The sequence below is a fragment of the Caballeronia sp. LjRoot29 genome (assembly GCF_964252755.1).
In the GTDB taxonomy this organism is placed as follows: domain Bacteria; phylum Pseudomonadota; class Gammaproteobacteria; order Burkholderiales; family Burkholderiaceae; genus Caballeronia.
This window is the reverse complement of sequence record NZ_CAXUPU020000015.1, coordinates 99,802-117,417: the sequence shown is the minus strand read 5'-3', so window position 1 is coordinate 117,417 and position 17,616 is coordinate 99,802. Positions and strand designations below refer to the sequence as shown.

Below are 17,616 nucleotides of genomic sequence, written 5' to 3'. Positions count from 1 at the left end.
TATGGAGGCTGAATAACGCCATGTCCACACCCATCAGATTCGACAGTGCCGATTTCTCCGAGAATGACGCCGAGGAAATCTGGCGCGAAGGACTCGACGCGATCTTCGAGATTCAGCGGCCGAAAGATCCACCCGTGCCGTTTCGCGCGCGGATGGAAAGCTGGCCTTTGGGCTCAATGCTGCTTATGTCGCATGTCGTCGGTGGAGACGTCGAATTTCAGCGCAGCCGCCGCCGGATCGCGACGTCAGGCATCGATCATTACCTCGTGCATTGCCTGCTTGACGGCACACTGCTGTCGACCTTTGGCCGCGACATCCAGGAGGTGTCGCTCGGCTCGGTTGTCGTGCGCGACCTCGTCGTCGAAAACGTCGGCTTCACGCGCGACGCGCCCATGCTGACACTGACTATCCCGCGCCAGGCCATCGACCGGCGCACGGGCGGCGCACTGCGCCTGCATGGTTTGTCGTGGGAAGCTGCCGACCCTATCGGCCTGCTGATCGCTTCGCATATGCGCAGCCTGGTGAGCGTCGCGAGCGCGATGGACGACGAGCAGGCACGCGTAGCAGGCGAAGCGACGCTGGATTTCGTCGCGGCGTGCGTGCTGCGGCGCGCCGAGCGCTGGGAGCAATCCGGCGATCCGCGCCTGACGCCGGTGATCCGCGCGCAGGCGCTGAGTTTTATCGAAGGCAATCTGGCCGATATGAGCCTCGGTCCTGCGAGGCTGCGCGAAATCCTCAAGGTGTCGCGAACGGCGCTCTACGAACTCTTCGAACCGATGGGCGGCGTCGCGGAATACGTGCGCGCACGCCGGCTCGACGAAGCCATGCGCCGGCTCGAATCGCCACTGCATGCGCGCGAGCTCATCGGTGCGATTGCCTGTGCGGTCGGCTTCATGAGCGAGTCGACGTTCAACCGCGCGTTCAAGGAGCGATTCGGCTGTACGCCGACAGAAGCGCGCAGGCGACGCGCGGCTGCGGCGGTGGCGGGCGGCGTCGTCAACGCTGGCGCCGGGGCCGGTAGTACGAGCCATCGAGGGGAAGCGCGCGGCGTCGGCGTCAGGACCGCTGCGACGATCCGCGGCCTGGGCGCTTGAACGCGTAAAGAGGGTAAAAGGCTTGCGTAAATAGGGTGTAATCGGACCGTAACAAAGGGTAAACAATTCGTCGACGGGCCGAACGAAATGGGCGAAACGAGCGGACGGAATGAGAGGGAGGTGGGATGCGCCGAGGGCATCATTGCCGAACTTTCACGCTGGCGTCGTGGACGGTATCGACTCCGTGTGGAAAACGGTGAAAAGGAGACCCGTGTTTTCGCAGCCGCGCACTGCGTTGCGCACCCATGTTGAAACCGCTGGCCGCTTTCAGCTAAAAACCACGCGCTCCAATGCGTGTTGCGGGCGTCCTTCGCATTGAGCCGACATGGGGGCGTCACGCTTGGGCGGTCACATCAAGCGCCACTGCGGCGGCTCTCATGCGGGACTATCCGTCGGCAACACGCCAACACGGCAGCAGACGGCGCGCGATGCAATGCCCGTTTCCGCAAGTTCGGGCCAGACCGCGCCAAGTATTGAGCAACGCAGGAATCGCCGGCTGAGAGTGAAAGCGTCTCCAGGACGCTTCAAGGCGAAACACGCGATGCGGGAGATGTCAGCGACATGCAACCCGCCGCGTGTTCGACCCTAAACCAAAAATAATGTGACCTCGGGAAAACTCATGTGGCTGTTTGCATTGTTCCAGGCTGAAACTTTCTTTGGACGTATCGTCAAGACGCTGGTATTCGGCGCGGCAGCCGTCGCGTTTTATGTCGGTTTCACCTCCACGCCGCAGTCGAGTGCGCAGGTCGCGGTATCGCTTGCGGTGATCGTCGCGCTCTGGCTCCACGGTTATCGTGAAGCCAGGCGGGTGTCGTATGCATCGGCGCAATGCGAGGCCGAGATTCGCGAAGACGAGGGCCATATCCGCGTGGCGGGCGGCGGTGTCGATCTTACCTTGCAGCGTGTGTCACGAACGCTCACGGTCAAGAGAGTGGCGAAGCGCTTTGTATCGACCGATGCCCCCGGCGAGTTTCAACGCTTGCGCGCCGGCCGTTTCGAATGGCCGTTCGGGGTGCTGACGGTTGAGCCTCAGTCTGAGCCGAACGCCGGGAGCCCCGGCACGACGTCCGGGATTTCAGAGCGATGGGCTGGCGAGGCGACGGGGTCCTCGTCCAACGCTGGTATCGATGCTGATACTCGATCGCGCGCAAGCACCGCGCCGACTGGCGAACGTGAAATTGCCGTGTACTGGAAACACGCGGGCCAGGGTGACCGCCTGCTGTTTTCGGTGACTGGCCCGGCAGAAAAATACGAAGCGATCGAACGCGCATTTTCGATCTTCGCGGCGTGGATCGATAGCGAAGACGAGGCGCGGCGCGCGATCGAGCGCCGGAACAATGCCGAGGCGTGGCAGCGCGACTGGGAAGCGAAACGGCTGGCGGAAGAACTCGACCACGCGCGGCGCAGAGGGGACAGCCACTCCGATGAAACCGATCCGCACATGCGCATCGTGGCTAAATCGGTCAAAGCCATCACGCCGTTGAGCAGGTGGTAGGCACCGTCCATCCGTCCGTTTGCAATGCGCTGTCGCCTGGACGGGGTTTTACTGCCCGGACGGCGCAAAAACGCGCAGACGATGACCGTCGGGATCCAGCGCGACGAAGGTAAATCCGAAATCCATTTCCGTCGGCCGCTGGATGATTTCCAGTCCGCGCTTGCCCCAATCGGCGAAGAGACTGTGCACGGTGTCGTTGTCAGGCACCGGGAATCCGAGTTCACCACCGCCGCCTGCTGCCGCAGGCGACGCGGGTTCGACCGTGTGCCTTGACCACAATCCCAGCTTGAGACCCGACTCCAGGATGAACATGGCGAACGTCGGCGAGGACTCGACGGGTTTTTTGCCGAGCAAGTCAGCGTAAAAATCGGCGCTGACGGAGGGGTTGTCCACGTACAGGATGATGAAGTTCGGATCGGTCATGGTGTTTGCTCGCGAAGGGTCGAGGAAACCGGAGTTATCCGCCGGTGCTGACGTCGAACCCATCGTAAGCGTGACTGCTGCCAGTTTCTGTCAGTAGCGTAGGTGCCCAGCTACTGGCAACGCTTCACGCCAGCGCCGCCGCAACAACCGCCGACAAATTCCCGATCGTAAACGGTTTCCGAAGCAGCGAGATATTGTTCCCCATCGCGGCGTCGAGGGCGGAGCTGTCCGCGTACCCGCTCGCGAAGACAATGGGCATATGCATCCCCTGAGACCTCGCCAGTTTTGCGACCGCTGCGCCATCGAGATGCGGCATCGCGAAGTCCAACACGAGCAAATCGGGTGGATCGCTCGCCATCATATGAAGCGCTGCGCGTCCGCCCGCCGCCGAGTCTACGCGATACCCCAGCGCGACCAGCGTTTCCACCATGAAGGTACGAACATCCGGATCGTCATCGACGACCAGGATCCGGGGCGCGCCCCGGTCACTCGCCTTGACAATCGCCGCTGCCGACGGGTCCGGTGCGGCGGCTGAAGCGGGTGAACGCTTCAGAAACAAAGACACCCGGGTGCCGCGCGGACTGCTCTCGATCTGCGCATGGCCGCCCGCCTGCTGGCAGATTCCATACACCTGCGCGAGACCAAGACCGGTTCCCGCGCCCAGTTCCTTGGTGGTGAAAAACGGCTCGAACGCGCGGGCCGCGACATCGGGGGGCATGCCGGTGCCTGTATCGGCGACGCTCAGTTCCACGTAGTCGCCATCGGCGAGATCGGCGTCGTCCGTGATCGTCCACGCTAACGTGCTGATGCGCAGCATGCCGCCGGTGGGCATCGCGTCCCGCGCGTTGATTGCCAGGTTGAGCAACGCGAGTTCGAGCTGGGTTGCATCCGCCACGACCAGGGCGTCGTCGTCGCCAAGTTCCAGCCGCAAGTCGATCCCGGCGCCCAGCGTGCGGTCGAACAAATCGGCCATGCCGTGCACGAGCTGCGCCAGTCCAACCGGTTTCAATTCGAGTTTCTGCGAGCGTGAAAAGGCCAGCAACTGCGCGGTAAGCTTGGCGCCGCGGCTGACGGCTCGAATGGCATTGCCGGTCCAGCGCAGTACGCGTTCAGGGTCTGACGGCGAGCGCTTCACGAGTTCCAGGTTGCCGTGAATGGCTTGCAGCAGATTGTTGAAATCGTGGGCCAGGCCACCGGTCAACTGACCCACCGCTTCCATCTTTTGCGCCTGATGCAGGCGGGCTTCCATCTGCCGTTGCTGCGAGAGATCGGAGATGACGCCGCAGATCAGGCGGTCCTGGTCGCGCTCGGCTTCGAGCGCCTTTAAGCTGCAATAGACGGGTGTTTCCCCATCGGCCGATAACACCGTCAGTTCATCGCGGGCAGTGCCGGTCGTGCTTTCGCGGATCAACGCCTGCAGCCGCGCGTGCTGGCTATCGAGCACAAAAACGCTGAACGCCGATCCAACCACGTGCTCGACCTGAGCGCCGAGCAACTGCCCGGCACGTTCGTTGGCGTAGAGAATGGTGCCGTCGGCGGAAAGCATCACCGCGCCTTCCTGCATCTGCTCCACGAGCACGCGATACGGCCGGTCCGCGCTCTCGAGCGTATAGATGCGGCGGTCGTCATCGCTGCCGACTACCACCGCGTCTACCGCGCCGCTGCGGATTGCGTCGAGGGTATCTTCCGCTTCACGCAGCCGCTCACGCAGCTCCTCGATGGATGCGGTTTCCAGTGACGCCGAATGTGATTGATCGGACATACGCTTCAGGGTCTGATGGACGCGACCGCTGGCGCGGTGGAGGACGTGCTTGCGGAGGCACCTGTGGACGAACCTTCGGCTACGTTCGACACCGTCACGCCGAGCGCGGCCAGCACCTTGTTCGAATCCGACAGGTCACCGATCACCCGGCGCAACGGTCCCGGACGAAGTTTGACCAGCGTTGGCGCGGCAATGATCTGCGCCGCGATCGCAGCTTCCGGATGCAGGTAGATGTCGATTACTTCAAGCTCGAAGCGACCCGCCGTGTACGTTTCCAGCAGGCGCCGCGCGTTGTCCACGGCGCGCGTGGAACGCAGCGTATTGCCGGTCACGTACAGGCGCAGTACAAGCATGTCCGATTGCGCCGGGGGCGGTGTGACATATCCCATGCCCCCGCCACCTCCGCCGTCGGCTTCGACGGGCAGGGCACTCACGAAGGGGCCCTCTGCCGGATGTCGAGACCGACCAGCACGCGCTCAGTATCCGACAAATCGCCGATCACTTTCCTGAGCGGCGAGGGCAGATGCCGCACGACGGTTGGAATCGCGAGAATCTGGTCCTCGGCTGCAAGTTGCGGATTGACGCGCAGATCGATGACTTCGATCGAATACTGGCCTGCCAGGTGCATGGCGCAGAGCGCGCGCAGGTTGCGGATCGCGGCCATCGATTTCGGCGTTTCCCCCGCTACATACAAGCGCAGCGAATATGCGGCCGGGACAGCCGAAGCAGCCGAAACGGGCAGGTCAGCGGCGAGGGGCAATTCCGCCATGTCCGCTTCGTTTTGCGCTGGCGTGGACGAGTCGTGTTCGATCATTCTTTGGATCGCCGCAGTTGCGCCATCCGGGTACGGTCGGCTTCATGCAGGCGCTTATGCTCTTCGCTTTGTTCGATGAGCGCATCGAGGTCCGACGCTTCAGCATCGAGCGCCGACTGTAGTTCGGCGACCTGCTGCTCGACCGCTTTGCGGCGCCGCGCGAGGTCGCGTTTCTTCTGCATCACGAGTTCGTTGCGCGCGGCGTATTCGTCGCGTTCCTGCGCTTCCTGCGCCAGCCGCGCGGTCCCGGTGAGCACGCCGCCTGCGCCTATGTACGCGGGCACCATGGCGATTCCTCCATTGCTGATCTGATATTCGCGGACCTGGTTCGAGTGATCCATGCCGCGCGATTTCAGCACGTAGACAAGGCGGTTGCGCTCGCCGTTTGTTTCAATATGCGAGAGCGAAATCCAGGTATCCATGAGTGACGAGATGCTGCGGTCATTTATGCTGGATGCCTGGTCGATGCTGCTAAGACTTGTAAAAACTGCCGTAATGCCACGCGATTTGAGGAGGTCGACGAGCCGCAACAGCGTGGCGTGCACTTCGGACTCCACGCCGCGCAGCGAAGAGATTGGATCGATCACCACAGCGGTCGGCTTGAACAGGTCAATGTCGCGGACCATCCGCGCCAAGTGCATTTCCAGCCCGAAGAAACTGGGCCGTGCTGATTCGATACTGAGCACGCTCCCCAAATGGTGCGCAAGATCCACGCCCACTGAGCGCATGTTGCGCACAATCTGCTCGGGCGACTCTTCGAAGGCGAACCACAGCGTGCGTTCGCCAAGGTTGCACCGGGCCTCAACAAATTTAGCGGCAAAGGTCGTTTTGCCCGTTCCCGCGAGGCCCGACACGAGCACGCTGGAGCCGACGAAATATCCGCCCACGCCCAACATGGCGTCGAGATCGGCAATGCCGGTGGAGATGACTTCGCTCGACGTCAGATGCGCCAGGCCCGCTGATGTAACGGGGAGGACGCTGATGCCGGTGGTATCGATGAGGAACGGGTATTCGTTGGTCCCATGCGCCGAGCCGCGATATTTAACGATCCTCATGCGGCGCGTCGTGACCTGGTTTTCGACCCGGTTGTCGAGGAGGATCACGCAGTCGGAGACGTATTCCTCAATGCCGTGCCGCGTCAGCTGGTTGCCGTCGCCGGTGCCGCGCTCCGCGGTCACGATGGCTGTTACGCCGCGCTCCTTCAGCCAGTCGAACAGGCGACGCAACTCGGCGCGCAGCAGGACGGCGTCGGGGAAACTGGCGAACAATGCCTCGAGCGTATCGAGTACGACGCGCTTTGCGTTCACGCTCTTGATGGCGTAATCGAGCCGCACGAACAGGCCTTCGAGGTCGTATTCGCCGGTGTCTTCCATTCCCGCCGGGTCGATCTTGACGTGATCGATGGCGAGCTTCTTCTGGTCGATCAGCGACATCACGTCGTAGCCGAGCGACGCCACGTTTGCCGCCAGGTCCTCCGCCGGTTCCTCGAAGCTCAAAAGCACCCCGGGTTCACCGTACTTCAGTACGCCTTCCACGAGGAAGGTCATGGCGAACAAGGTCTTGCCGCATCCCGCCGCCCCGCACATCAGGGTCGGGCGGCCCGATGGCAAGCCGCCAAGGGTGACGTCGTCGAAGCCTGAAATGCCTGTTGGCGATTTTGAAAGCACTGCTCCAGTCATCGTTTTTCTTTGTAAGGTTTAACAGAAGACACCAGCGAGGAAGGCACCACGACCCCGGGCTCGATATCTGCGCCAGTTGGTCAATGGCGACAGTGTGCCAACAGCGAGGCGACAGCGCATCTTGGCATCGCGGTACGCTCTATGCAATCCAGAGGATCGGAATCAATTCGAATCGCCGATCTCCGGAAACAGGCCCCCATTTTTGAATCTTTGGCGCGAGCAATCTGACCCGTACAATTGAGCGCGGCATCGAACAAAAATATCGAGTACTGAGAGGTAGTATTTTGAACCCTGTTTCTGGCGCTTTGCAGGTCACCATGGACGACAGCGATGAAGCGATTGCGCGCGACGTGGCCACTATCGGCCGGATCGGCGCCGTTCCGTCCATGCTGCGCGTGATCTGCAAAAACACCGGCCTCGGCTTCGCGGCGGTGGCGCGCGTCACCGAGGGAACCTGGACCGCCTGTGCCGTGCAGGACGACATCCAGTTCGGACTGTTGCCCGGTGGCCGGCTCGATGTCCACACCACGCTGTGCAGCGAGGCTCGCGCCATGCGCCGGCCGGTTGTTATCGACCATGCGAGCACCGATCCGGTCTACCGCGAACACCATACGCCCCGTATTTACAATATCGAGAGTTATATCTCAGTGCCGATCATCCTGCCCAACGGCGAGTACTTCGGCAACCTGTGCGCCATCGATCCGCGTCCGGCAATGATCTCGGATGCGCGCACCCTCACCATGTTCACGCTCTTCTCGGAACTGATCGCACTGCAGCTGGAGAGCGAGAACAAGCGCTCGGAGACGGAAGCCGCGCTGCTCAACGAGCGGACAACCGCCGAGTTGCGCGAGCAGTTCATCGCCGTGCTCGGGCACGACCTGCGCAATCCGCTTGCCGCCGTGGGCGCCACCGCGGAATGGCTGACGCGACGTAGCACCCAGCCGGAACTGGTGACCATCGGCACGCGCTTGCGGGCGACCACGCGGCGCATGTCGCGGCTAATCGATGATGTCCTCGACTTCGCCCGCGGCCGGCTTGGCGCGGGCATGGGCGTATCGCTGTCTCCAGTCGATGATCTCGCCGACTCGCTGCACCACGTGGTCACGGAATTGCGCGATGCGAATCCGGGGCGTGTTGTCCTGGAACAGATTGCGGTGGAAGGCCGCGTTCACTGCGACCGGGGGCGCATCCAGCAGTTGCTGTCGAACCTGCTGGCTAACGCATTGACGCACGGCTCGCCGGATCAACCCGTGCGGGTCCAGATATCGGTGGACGCGGGTGAACTGGCGATCTCCGTCGCCAATCTGGGTAGACCGATCGCGCCCCAGGACCTGGATCAGGTGTTCGAACCGTATTGGCGGCCGGCAACCAGCCAGCCGGGCGGCGGGCTTGGACTGGGACTCTATATCTGCTCGCAGATCGTCGGAGCGCACGGCGGTACGTTGAGCGTGAGTTCATCGGCGGCGATGGGGACGTGTTTTGTGGCTCGGATCCCGTGTGGATAACGCAGCGCCACGCCGAGGCCTTCCATGTGAATACAGCCCGTCGTTGCCTCTTTGATTAGAGTGATATACTATATGTATATCATATATGGAGGGTGCCATGACGCGTATTCTTGTCGACGTACCCGATTCTCAACTTAGCGATTTGATGCTGATTGCCGACGCTGACAAGCGATCGCGGGCGGCCGTGATTCGCGACGCGCTTGACGGATATATAGCGCAGCGCAAACCTGTTCTTGGCGTCGACATATTCGGGTTGTGGAAAGACAAGGATATCGATGGTTTGGACTACCAAGATACGTTGCGCTCTGAATGGTAAGCGCGCTGTTTGACACCTGTATCCTCATCGACTATTTGACCAAGGTCGAAGCCGCAAAAGTCGAGATGACCCGTTACGAATCTTGTGCGATCAGCCTGATTACGTGGATGGAGATCATGGTGGGCGCGACGCCCGACGATGAGCAACTACTTCGCGCCTGGCTTGACACATTTCGCATTATTTCCATTGATGAATCGATTGCCGCCAGAGCGGTCGACATCCGTAAGCAGTATCGGATCAAGCTCCCTGACGCAATTGTTTGGGCATCGGCTCAAGCGCATTCGCTTTTGCTGGTCTCGCGCAACACCAAGGATTTTCCGGCTGATCAACCAGGGGTTCGTGTTCCTTACTTGCTCTGACGGAATGCGTAAATACAGTGCCGCTGGCAGCGGCGCTTCGCGGTTGCGTGTTGCAATCGCCCCCGCCAATCGCCCCCGCCAAGACGTTCGCTGACCGACACGGCACTCGCCATAGTTGGAAGTGACTTGATTTAGCACCATCCAAAGTTGCGCGATTGGCGCGGCAACTCCAAGCCTTCCTTCCAAACCCTCTCCATACAAACCCGGATTGTCCGCGCCAATTCGGCGCTGCTATCGTTCGCAGGAATTTGTGGAAGCGCTTCCACTCCAACGCTAAACAGGAGTTTTCGTGGCACTCGACGCATCCGTTGTTTCTAGCGATCCGTTTTCCCCACCATCCGATTCAGCCCTCTGGCGCCGGGATTTTCTGCTCGGCGCAGCCACCGCGTCCTATCAGATAGAAGGCGCCGTCAACGAAGACGGCCGGCTCCCGTCCATCTGGGACACGTTCTCGGCCACGCCCGGCAAAGTGCTGGCCGGCGACACCGGCGAGGTCGCTTGCGATCATTATCATCGGTGGGAATCGGACCTTGACTTGCTGTCCGCGCTTAACGTGGATGGGTACCGGCTATCCATTGCATGGCCGCGCGTGATGGATGAAGCGGGGCGTCCGAACCAGAAAGGAATCGACTTTTACAAGCGCCTGATCGGGCGGTTGAAAGAGAAGGGGCTCAAGACCTTCGTCACGCTGTATCACTGGGACCTGCCGCAACATCTGGAAGATCGCGGCGGCTGGCTGAATCGCGACACAGCGTATCGGTTCGCCGATTACGCCGACCTGATGAGTCGCGAACTGAGCGGTCAGGTCGATGCCTGGGCCACGCTCAACGAACCCTGGTGCTCCGCGTACCTCGGTTACGGCAACGGCCATCATGCGCCGGGTCTGGCAAACGACCGCTTTGCGACGCAAGCCATGCATCACCTGCTGCTCGCGCACGGTACGGCCGTGCCGGTCTTGCGCGCGAACGATCCGGCGTCGCTCAAGGGCATTGTGGCGAATGTTGGCCGCGGTACCGCCGATACCAACAGCGAAGCCGACGTGCGCGCCGCGCATCTTTTTGAAGTCCAGCACAACGCGTGGATACTCGACCCATTGTTGAAAAAGGCCTATCCCAAGGACCTTTTTGAACTCTGGCCGGGCACCGAACCGTTGGTGCTCGACGGCGATATGGAAACCATCGGCACGCCGCTCGACTTCCTCGGGATCAACTATTACTTCCGTACCAACGTGAAAAGCGACGGCGCGCGTGGCTTTACCGAGGTGCCGCTGCCGGACGTCGAGCGCACGCAGATGGGCTGGGAGATTCATCCCGATGGCTTGCGCGACTTGCTGATCGGATTCAACAAGACGTATGCATCGCTGCCGCCGATCTATATCACTGAAAACGGCATGGCGTCGGATGACAAGGTGGTCGACGGACGCGTCGACGATGCACAGCGCATCTCGTTCCTCAAGCGCCATCTTGCCGCCGTGGACAGCGCGATCAACGCCGGTGTCGACATACGCGGATATTTCATCTGGTCACTGATGGATAACTTCGAATGGGCGTTTGGTTATGAACGTCGCTTCGGCGTGTTTCATGTCGACTACAAGACGCAGAAACGCACCATGAAACACAGTGCTGAACTGGTCGCGAAATTCCTTGAGGAACGCAACGCAAACGCCTGACCCGCAGTTCGATTTTCAATGCCGAAGTCGTTGGCCCTGTGTTTGAGTGTGTCAATTGCAGGGCCAAATAGAAGATATAGCCCGGAGGAGACTTAATGAACAGCATGAAAAAACTGGTGGTCAGTGTCGTTGCAGCCGTCGCGGCGATGAGCGCAGCACACGCGGATCCGCTGAAGGCGACCGTGATCCACTGGTGGACATCGGGTGGCGAATCAGCGGCCATCAAGCAGTTCGCCGATGCCTATAACAAGGCCGGTGGCCTATGGATCGACCAGGCCGTGGCCGGCGCCGACCAGGCGCGTTCCACGGCGATCAACCGCATCATGGGCGGAGATCCGCCAACCGCCGCGCAGTTCAATACATCGAAGCAATTCCACGACATCATCGATCAGGGACTCCTGAACAATGTGGATGACGTCGCGGCCAAGCAGAACTGGGACAAGATCTTCCCGGCGTCGATTATTGAAAGCATCAAGTCGGGCGGGCATTACTACGCGGCGCCCGTGGACATTCACATGCCGGCGTGGTTCTTCTACTCGAAGCCGGCGTTCCAGAAAGCCGGCATCACGAAAGAGCCTGCCAGCTACGATGAATTCATCGCGGATCTCGACAAGCTGAAAGCGGCGGGCGTGATTCCGCTGGCGCTCGGCGGTCAGGCCTGGCAGGAGAAAATTACTTTCGATGCCGTGTTCGCCGACGTTGGTGGCCCAGACCTTTATTTGAAGGTATATCGCGATCGCGATGTGAATGCTGTCAAGTCCGACGCGTTCAAGAAGGTACTGACGCAGTTCAAGCGCCTGCACAATTATATTGATCCGGGCTCACCGGGCCGCAACTGGAACGACGCTACCGCGCTGGTGATCTCCGGCAAGGCCGGCGTGCAGATCATGGGTGACTGGGCGAAGGGCGAGTTCGTCGCGGCCAATCAATCGGCCGGCAAGGACTTTGGCTGCTTCCCGGGCTTCGGTCCGCATTCGCCGTATCTGGTGGCAGGCGACGCGTTCGTCTTCCCGAAGACCGACGACGCCAACGCGGTCAAGGCGCAAAAACTGTTGGCGACCGTCATGACATCGCCGGCTGCGCAGGTTGCGTTCAGCGCGAAGAAAGGTTCGATTCCGATTCGCTCGGACATCGACGATTCGAGTCTCGACATGTGCGCGAAGGAGGGTATCGCGATCATGAAGGACAAGTCGCGGCAGTTGCCGAATCCGGAGATGCTGACGCCGCCTGATATCAATGGTGCGTTGCAGGACGTCATCACCAACTTCTGGAACAAGAACCAGTCGGTGGAGGATGCACAAAAGGCCTTCGCCAGCGGACTCAAGAGCTGATGGTGACGACGCCCGCCGGCAAAACCCTGCGCGCTCCGGCCGGTCACGCGAAGCGCAAACCGCTGAGGAAGCGGTTTGCGCTGGCGGCTTACATTGCGTTATTGCCGATGGCGCTCACGGTGGTGTTCGCTTATCTCGGCACGATGTTATGGAGCTTGCGCACGTCGTTCACGAACTCGCGCACGTTCGCGTCGAATAGTTTTGCGGGCGTGTCGCAATACGTGCGGCTTTTCAATAACGACCGGTGGATGCTGTCGCTGCAAAACATCGTGATTTACGGGGTTTTGTTCATCGTCATATGCCTCGCGATTGGATTGCTGCTGGCGGTGTTCATCGACCAGAAGGTGATGGCGGAGGGCGCGCTGCGCACGATCTTCCTGTACCCGTACGCGATGTCGTTCGTCGCAACAGGTCTCGTGTGGCAGTGGATCCTGAATCCGGAACTGGGCATTCAGGAGGTGCTGCACCGGATCGGTTTCACGCATGCACGCTTCAACTGGATCGTGGATCAGGATCGGGTGATTTACACGTTAGTGATAGCGACCGTCTGGCAAGCGTCGGGGCTTGTGATGGCGCTGTTGCTTGCGGGGTTGCGTGGCATTGATGAAGAGATCTGGAAGGCCGCGCGCATAGACGGCATTCCGCGCTGGCGTGTGTATGTCAGCATTGTCGTCCCCATGCTCGGCGCGTCCATTTCAACGGCTTTTATCCTGCTGTTCGTGATGGTCATCAAACTCTACGATGCGGTGGTCGCCATGACGCAAGGCGGTCCCGGCACGGCGAGCGAAGTGCCCGCGAAGTTCATCATGGATTATCTGTTCGGACGCGCGAATCTTGGACTGGCGTCGGCGGCATCCATTGTTCTTCTCATTACCGTGCTCGCGATCCTTGCGCCGGTCTTTTATATTCGCAGCCGAGCCCTGCGGCTCAGGGATTCCCGATGAACGCGCCACGTCCTCCGTTAAAACGCAGGTCGCGCGTAACGCCCGCGCGCCTGGGCGTGTACGCGTTCTTACTGACCTCGGCGCTGTTCTTCCTGCTGCCGTTGTACGTGATGATCGTCACGTCGCTGAAGCCAATGACGGAAATTCGTCTCGGCAATATCCTGTCGCTGCCGATGCATTTCACGCTCGACGCATGGAAGATTGCGTGGCATTCGGCATGTACGGGACTGGATTGCCAGGGCATTCAGGTTGGCTTCTGGAACTCGGTGCGCATTGTGGTGCCGAGTACGGTCCTCTCCATTCTGGTCGGCGCGGTCAACGGCTACGCCTTGTCGTTCTGGAAGCCGCGCGGCGCCACTACGCTGTTTGCAATCTTGCTCGTGGGCGCGTTCATCCCCGTGCAGGTGATGGTCTATCCGCTCGTGCGGGTACTTGCAACGGTGCATTTGTTCAGCTCGTTGCCGGGCATTGTGGTGATCCACACCATTTTCGGCATGCCGGTGATGACCCTGTTGTTCCGCAATTATTATGCAGCGCTGCCGCATGAACTTTTTCAGGCGGCGCGTGTGGATGGCGGCGGATTCTGGCGCATCTTCTTGCAACTGATGGTGCCCATGTCCACGCCGATCATTGTGGTCGCGATCATCATGCAGGTCACCGGTATCTGGAACGACTTCATTTTGGGGCTTGTTTTCGCGGGCACGAAGAATCTGCCGATGACAGTACAACTGAACAATATTATCAATACGACAACGGGTGAGCGTCTCTATAACGTTAACATGGCGGCGACTATTCTTACGTCCATGGTGCCGCTTGCCATCTATTTCGTTTCGGGTCGCTGGTTCGTCCGCGGCATTGCTTCCGGTGCGGTCAAAGGTTAGCCAGGGCTCTTTCATGTCTACAGTCATGTCGAACGTTTCAATCCGCGACCTGGAGATCCAGCTTGGCTCGAATACGATTATCGAGTCGCTGGACCTTGAAGTTGAACCGGGGGAGTTCCTTGTCTTGCTGGGCCCCTCGGGGTGCGGCAAATCCACCTTGCTGCATAGCATTGCGGGGCTGATCGATGTGAGCGGCGGCAGCATCGAAATTGGTGGTCAGGACATGACATGGGCCGATCCGAAAGATCGCGGTATCGCGCTTGTATTTCAGTCTTACGCGTTGTATCCGACCATGAATGTGGAGCGAAATCTCTCGTTCGGTTTGCGCATTGCGGGCACGCCCAAGGCCGAGATTGAGCGGCGCGTTTCGCGCGCGGCCGAGATGTTGCAGCTTGGGCCTTTGCTCAAACGCAGGCCTGCGCAGTTGTCGGGCGGGCAGCGCCAGCGCGTGGCAATCGGGCGGGCGATTGTGCGGGAAGCGGACGTGTTTCTCTTTGATGAACCGCTGTCGAACCTCGATGCAAAGTTGCGTACGGAGCTTAGGCGTGAGTTGAAGCAACTGCATAAGCGTCTGGGCGCCACGATGATCTATGTGACCCACGACCAGGTGGAAGCGATGACGCTGGCGACCCGCATGGCGGTCATGCGTAGCGGGGCGATTCAGCAGATCGGCACGCCGGCGGAGGTTTATGCGCATCCGAACAATTTGTTTGTTGCCACGTTCCTTGGTTCGCCGGGTATGAACTTGTTGAAGGGGGCGTTGCATCGCGAGGGTGGGGAAATGCGGTTTCGCAATGAGCACGTTGACATTGATGTGTCGGAGTATCCGTTTCTTCGGTCACCGTCGGAGAATCAGTCATGCGTGTTGGGTGTGCGTCCTGAGGACGTGTCGATCGATCCGGGGTTTGGGCATCGGGGGACGGTATCGCTGGTTGAGCCGATGGGAAATCATCGGGTAATTTGGCTCGATTATCATGGTGTCCAGATTGCGTCGATTGCGCAGGATACTGCGTTGGCGGCGGTGGATGAGGTGACTGGGTTTTCTATTAATAGCGAGCGTATTTCGTTGTTCGATGAGGTTGGTGGCGATCGGATGTGAGGGTCGCTGGCGCTTGGGGTTAGCGGGAGGTTTTGGTCTGGGTGTTTGTGGGCGGGGGTATGTTGGGGGTGGTCGGTTCCTGGGTTAGCGGTCTGAGTCAATGCCGGGTTGCTGCTTTCCAGGTCTTCGCGGGTTTAGTGTTGGATGTTTTCTTTGTCACTATTAGCCACTGTGCGTGGCGGCACGTCATTTCTTGGTCCTTAGCGACAAAGAAACGAAGCAAAGAAAACGCTTTCACCGCTCTACCCTAAGTGTCCACAGCGTGCAGTTTCTATTTATGGGCGCCCCAAAAGCACGGTGCTCGCAAGAGCACCGGATGTTTGAAACCCTCCTTCTCGCGAATCCTGACAGTAAAACGCTTCGCCCCGTACGCTCTCGGGCAAGCACAATTGCCAAGGAAACCCGCACGGCTTGACGAGCTTTCGAGGCTTCGTTTCTTAGTAGCGTGGCTGAGAGGTACGCGTTACGGACGCGCGCCCAAACTTCGCAATCAAAGGCTGACGTGTACTTACTGCTCGAAATTTTGGTGACTCTGTTGGCTGGTCGTATGGGCGTTTTGTTGAGTACGGCCCCACGCATTTCGGAGGCCTCGTTTTAAGGTGGGTTGGCGACGTGGTTCGAAGTGCGTACAAATTCGGTGGTGGGTTCTAGGCGGATAGCGCGGGGTGTGCCTTGGGCAGGTTCAAACACTGGTGGCGAAGCGTGGGGTATCCGTGTTCGGAGAAAGAGGGGTTCACACATCCGTGGCTCTGGCGAGCACCGTGCTTTTGGGGCACCCATGAAATGGAACTGCACGCTGTGGACACTTAGGGTAGAGCGGTGAAAGCGTTTTCTTTGCTTCGTTTCTTTGTCGCTTTGGACAAAGAAATGACGGGCGGATTCAACCGGTCGATGCAACACCTCTGTTCCAATAGGGAAATCGGAGGATGAAGCTATGAAACGACAAGCGAAACCGTGGTTGACGTCGACCCAGAAGGGCGAGATCTGGAGGCGCTGGCGCGCAGCGGAGTCCGTCAGCGAGATCGGGCGGGCGCTTGAGCGTGAAGTGGGCTCGGTGCACCGGATGCTTGCTAAGCGCGGTGGCATCGCGCCACTGCCAAGAAAGCGCTCGCCACGCGCACTGACGCCCGAGGAGCGCGAAGCGATCTCGCGTGGGCTGAGCGCAAACTGGTCTTCAAACCGCATTGCAGCGCGTCTGAACCGAGCGCCATCGACGATCAGCCGGGAGATCGAACGCAACGGTGGGCCGATAAAGTACCGCGCACAACAGGCCGACGCCAACGCCTGGAAGAATGCGCTACGGCCCAAAGCCTGTGCACTTTCAAACCGGGCGCGATTACGCCAGCTCGTGGCAAGCAAGCTCAAACTACAATGGGCACCTGCCCAGATATCGGGCTGGCTTAAACGGCAGTTTCCAGTCAATAAGCTCATGCAACTGTCACATGAAACGATCTACCGAAGCCTGTATGTACAAGCTCGGGGTGTCCTTAAAAAGGAGCTGATGGAGCATTTGCGCACCAATCGCGTGATGCGGCGTGCTAAAAAAGCAACGGGCAGCGGACAAAATAGAGGGGCGATCATCGATGCTGTATCAATCAGCGAACGTCCCGCAGAAGTGAAAGACCGAGCGGTTCCCGGGCACTGGGAAGGTGACTTGATATCGGGCTCGAACAATTCGCATATTGCCACCCTGGTTGAACGCCAATCGCGCTTTGTGATGCTGGTGAAAGTCCAAGGCAAAGACACTGCAAGCGTCGTGTCGGCTCTGATCAAGCAGGTGAAGAAGCTGCCTAAGGAGTTGCGCCAAACGCTCACGTGGGACCGTGGCCGCGAACTGGCAAGTCACAAGACGTTCACTCTTGCCACCGAGGTCGACGTGTATTTCTGCGATCCGCGCAGTCCTTGGCAACGCGGTAGCAACGAGAATACGAACGGCCTGCTACGTCAGTACTTCCCTAAAGGCACACGCCTGGATGGTTATTCACAAGCCGAGTTGAACAAGGTCGCCGCACTTCTGAATGGACGACCACGTAAAACCCTCGACTTCATGACGCCAGCCAATAAACTTGCAGAAGTTATAGGTGTTGCGATCACCAGTTGAATCCGCCCGTGCCGCCACGCACAGTGGCTAATAGTGATAAAGAAAATAGCCAACATAAAACCCGCGAAGACCTGAAAAGCAGCGACCCGGCAATGAACCCGACCGCTAACGCAGAACCCGTGCAACCCGGCATCAACCCCGAGC

General features: G+C 59.8%; 16 protein-coding genes. 11 read left to right on the top strand and 5 right to left on the bottom strand.

Going from position 1 to position 17,616, the window contains the following annotated elements; all coding sequences use genetic code 11:
- Positions 1-20: 20 nt before the first annotated feature.
- Positions 21-1,094: an AraC family transcriptional regulator gene (locus ACSQ83_RS18220; protein WP_436229107.1), complete on the top strand. Its 1,074-nt coding sequence runs from the start codon at positions 21-23 to the stop codon at positions 1,092-1,094.
- Positions 1,095-1,713: 619 nt separating this feature from the next.
- Complete coding sequence (locus tag ACSQ83_RS18215) at positions 1,714-2,589, top strand: hypothetical protein (RefSeq protein ID WP_436229106.1); 876 nt, start codon at positions 1,714-1,716, stop codon at positions 2,587-2,589.
- A gap of 48 nt (positions 2,590-2,637) precedes the next feature.
- Here ACSQ83_RS18215 and ACSQ83_RS18210 read toward each other — a convergent pair whose 3' ends face one another.
- From ACSQ83_RS18210 to kaiC, 5 genes are all read right to left on the bottom strand, one after another.
- On the bottom strand, positions 2,638-3,012 hold the full coding sequence (locus ACSQ83_RS18210) for a VOC family protein (RefSeq protein ID WP_414968837.1): 375 nt from the start codon (positions 3,010-3,012) through the stop codon (positions 2,638-2,640).
- Between the two features lie 124 nt (positions 3,013-3,136).
- A complete protein-coding gene (locus ACSQ83_RS18205; RefSeq protein ID WP_436229105.1) occupies positions 3,137-4,774 on the bottom strand; it encodes an ATP-binding protein in 1,638 nt (545 codons plus the stop codon).
- Between the two features lie 5 nt (positions 4,775-4,779).
- Positions 4,780-5,208 (bottom strand): circadian clock KaiB family protein, encoded by a 429-nt coding sequence (locus ACSQ83_RS18200; RefSeq protein ID WP_436229104.1) that lies wholly within the window; start codon positions 5,206-5,208, stop codon positions 4,780-4,782.
- Positions 5,205-5,588, bottom strand: a complete 384-nt coding sequence (locus ACSQ83_RS18195) for a circadian clock KaiB family protein (protein WP_436229103.1) — start codon at positions 5,586-5,588, stop codon at positions 5,205-5,207. Before ACSQ83_RS18195 ends, ACSQ83_RS18200 begins: the two co-directional genes overlap by 4 nt.
- Positions 5,585-7,267 carry a circadian clock protein KaiC gene (gene kaiC, locus ACSQ83_RS18190; RefSeq protein ID WP_436229102.1) on the bottom strand — a complete coding sequence of 561 codons (1,683 nt, stop codon included), beginning with the start codon at positions 7,265-7,267 and terminating at the stop codon, positions 5,585-5,587. The genes ACSQ83_RS18195 and kaiC overlap by 4 nt, the downstream gene beginning before the upstream one ends.
- A 317-nt stretch (positions 7,268-7,584) precedes the next feature.
- Here kaiC and ACSQ83_RS18185 point away from each other — a divergent pair, with 317 nt between their 5' ends.
- The 9 genes from ACSQ83_RS18185 to ACSQ83_RS18145 all read left to right on the top strand — a co-directional run bounded on the left by ACSQ83_RS18185 (position 7,585) and on the right by ACSQ83_RS18145 (position 17,472).
- Positions 7,585-8,772, top strand: a complete 1,188-nt coding sequence (locus ACSQ83_RS18185) for a GAF domain-containing sensor histidine kinase (protein WP_436229101.1) — start codon at positions 7,585-7,587, stop codon at positions 8,770-8,772.
- A gap of 97 nt (positions 8,773-8,869) precedes the next feature.
- On the top strand, positions 8,870-9,088 hold the full coding sequence (locus tag ACSQ83_RS18180; RefSeq protein WP_414953292.1) for a CopG family transcriptional regulator: 219 nt from the start codon (positions 8,870-8,872) through the stop codon (positions 9,086-9,088).
- The gene (locus ACSQ83_RS18175; RefSeq protein ID WP_414953291.1) at positions 9,082-9,447 is read left to right on the top strand and encodes a type II toxin-antitoxin system VapC family toxin; all 366 of its coding nucleotides are present in this window, start codon (positions 9,082-9,084) and stop codon (positions 9,445-9,447) included. Before ACSQ83_RS18180 ends, ACSQ83_RS18175 begins: the two co-directional genes overlap by 7 nt.
- 289 nt (positions 9,448-9,736) lie before the next feature.
- Positions 9,737-11,116, top strand: coding sequence for a GH1 family beta-glucosidase (locus ACSQ83_RS18170; protein ID WP_436229100.1), 1,380 nt, complete (start codon positions 9,737-9,739; stop codon positions 11,114-11,116).
- 95 nt (positions 11,117-11,211) lie between these two features.
- Positions 11,212-12,447, top strand: a complete 1,236-nt coding sequence (locus ACSQ83_RS18165) for an ABC transporter substrate-binding protein (RefSeq protein ID WP_436229099.1) — start codon at positions 11,212-11,214, stop codon at positions 12,445-12,447.
- Positions 12,447-13,391, top strand: coding sequence for a carbohydrate ABC transporter permease (locus tag ACSQ83_RS18160; RefSeq protein ID WP_436229098.1), 945 nt, complete (start codon positions 12,447-12,449; stop codon positions 13,389-13,391). Before ACSQ83_RS18165 ends, ACSQ83_RS18160 begins: the two co-directional genes overlap by 1 nt.
- A complete protein-coding gene (locus ACSQ83_RS18155) occupies positions 13,388-14,272 on the top strand; it encodes a carbohydrate ABC transporter permease (RefSeq protein ID WP_436229097.1) in 885 nt (294 codons plus the stop codon). Before ACSQ83_RS18160 ends, ACSQ83_RS18155 begins: the two co-directional genes overlap by 4 nt.
- Positions 14,273-14,285: 13 nt before the next feature.
- On the top strand, positions 14,286-15,371 hold the full coding sequence (locus ACSQ83_RS18150; RefSeq protein WP_436229096.1) for an ABC transporter ATP-binding protein: 1,086 nt from the start codon (positions 14,286-14,288) through the stop codon (positions 15,369-15,371).
- A gap of 934 nt (positions 15,372-16,305) precedes the next feature.
- Positions 16,306-17,472: an IS30 family transposase gene (locus tag ACSQ83_RS18145; protein WP_436229095.1), complete on the top strand. Its 1,167-nt coding sequence runs from the start codon at positions 16,306-16,308 to the stop codon at positions 17,470-17,472.
- Positions 17,473-17,616: the final 144 nt, after the last annotated feature.

What these genes read in the sequence shown, in the direction of transcription:
- ACSQ83_RS18185 (WP_436229101.1), top strand. Translation starts at nt 7,585, where the DNA reads ATGGACGACAGCGATGAAGCGATTGCGCGCGACGTGGCCACTATCGGC.
- ACSQ83_RS18145 (WP_436229095.1), top strand. Translation starts at nt 16,306, where the DNA reads ATGAAACGACAAGCGAAACCGTGGTTGACGTCGACCCAGAAGGGCGAG.
- ACSQ83_RS18220 (WP_436229107.1), top strand. Translation starts at nt 21, where the DNA reads ATGTCCACACCCATCAGATTCGACAGTGCCGATTTCTCCGAGAATGAC.
- ACSQ83_RS18150 (WP_436229096.1), top strand. Translation starts at nt 14,286, where the DNA reads ATGTCTACAGTCATGTCGAACGTTTCAATCCGCGACCTGGAGATCCAG.
- kaiC (WP_436229102.1), bottom strand. Translation starts at nt 7,267, where the DNA reads ATGACTGGAGCAGTGCTTTCAAAATCGCCAACAGGCATTTCAGGCTTC.
- ACSQ83_RS18210 (WP_414968837.1), bottom strand. Translation starts at nt 3,012, where the DNA reads ATGACCGATCCGAACTTCATCATCCTGTACGTGGACAACCCCTCCGTC.
- ACSQ83_RS18205 (WP_436229105.1), bottom strand. Translation starts at nt 4,774, where the DNA reads ATGTCCGATCAATCACATTCGGCGTCACTGGAAACCGCATCCATCGAG.
- ACSQ83_RS18160 (WP_436229098.1), top strand. Translation starts at nt 12,447, where the DNA reads ATGGTGACGACGCCCGCCGGCAAAACCCTGCGCGCTCCGGCCGGTCAC.
- ACSQ83_RS18165 (WP_436229099.1), top strand. Translation starts at nt 11,212, where the DNA reads ATGAACAGCATGAAAAAACTGGTGGTCAGTGTCGTTGCAGCCGTCGCG.
- ACSQ83_RS18215 (WP_436229106.1), top strand. Translation starts at nt 1,714, where the DNA reads ATGTGGCTGTTTGCATTGTTCCAGGCTGAAACTTTCTTTGGACGTATC.
- ACSQ83_RS18175 (WP_414953291.1), top strand. Translation starts at nt 9,082, where the DNA reads ATGGTAAGCGCGCTGTTTGACACCTGTATCCTCATCGACTATTTGACC.
- ACSQ83_RS18195 (WP_436229103.1), bottom strand. Translation starts at nt 5,588, where the DNA reads ATGATCGAACACGACTCGTCCACGCCAGCGCAAAACGAAGCGGACATG.
- ACSQ83_RS18155 (WP_436229097.1), top strand. Translation starts at nt 13,388, where the DNA reads ATGAACGCGCCACGTCCTCCGTTAAAACGCAGGTCGCGCGTAACGCCC.
- ACSQ83_RS18180 (WP_414953292.1), top strand. Translation starts at nt 8,870, where the DNA reads ATGACGCGTATTCTTGTCGACGTACCCGATTCTCAACTTAGCGATTTG.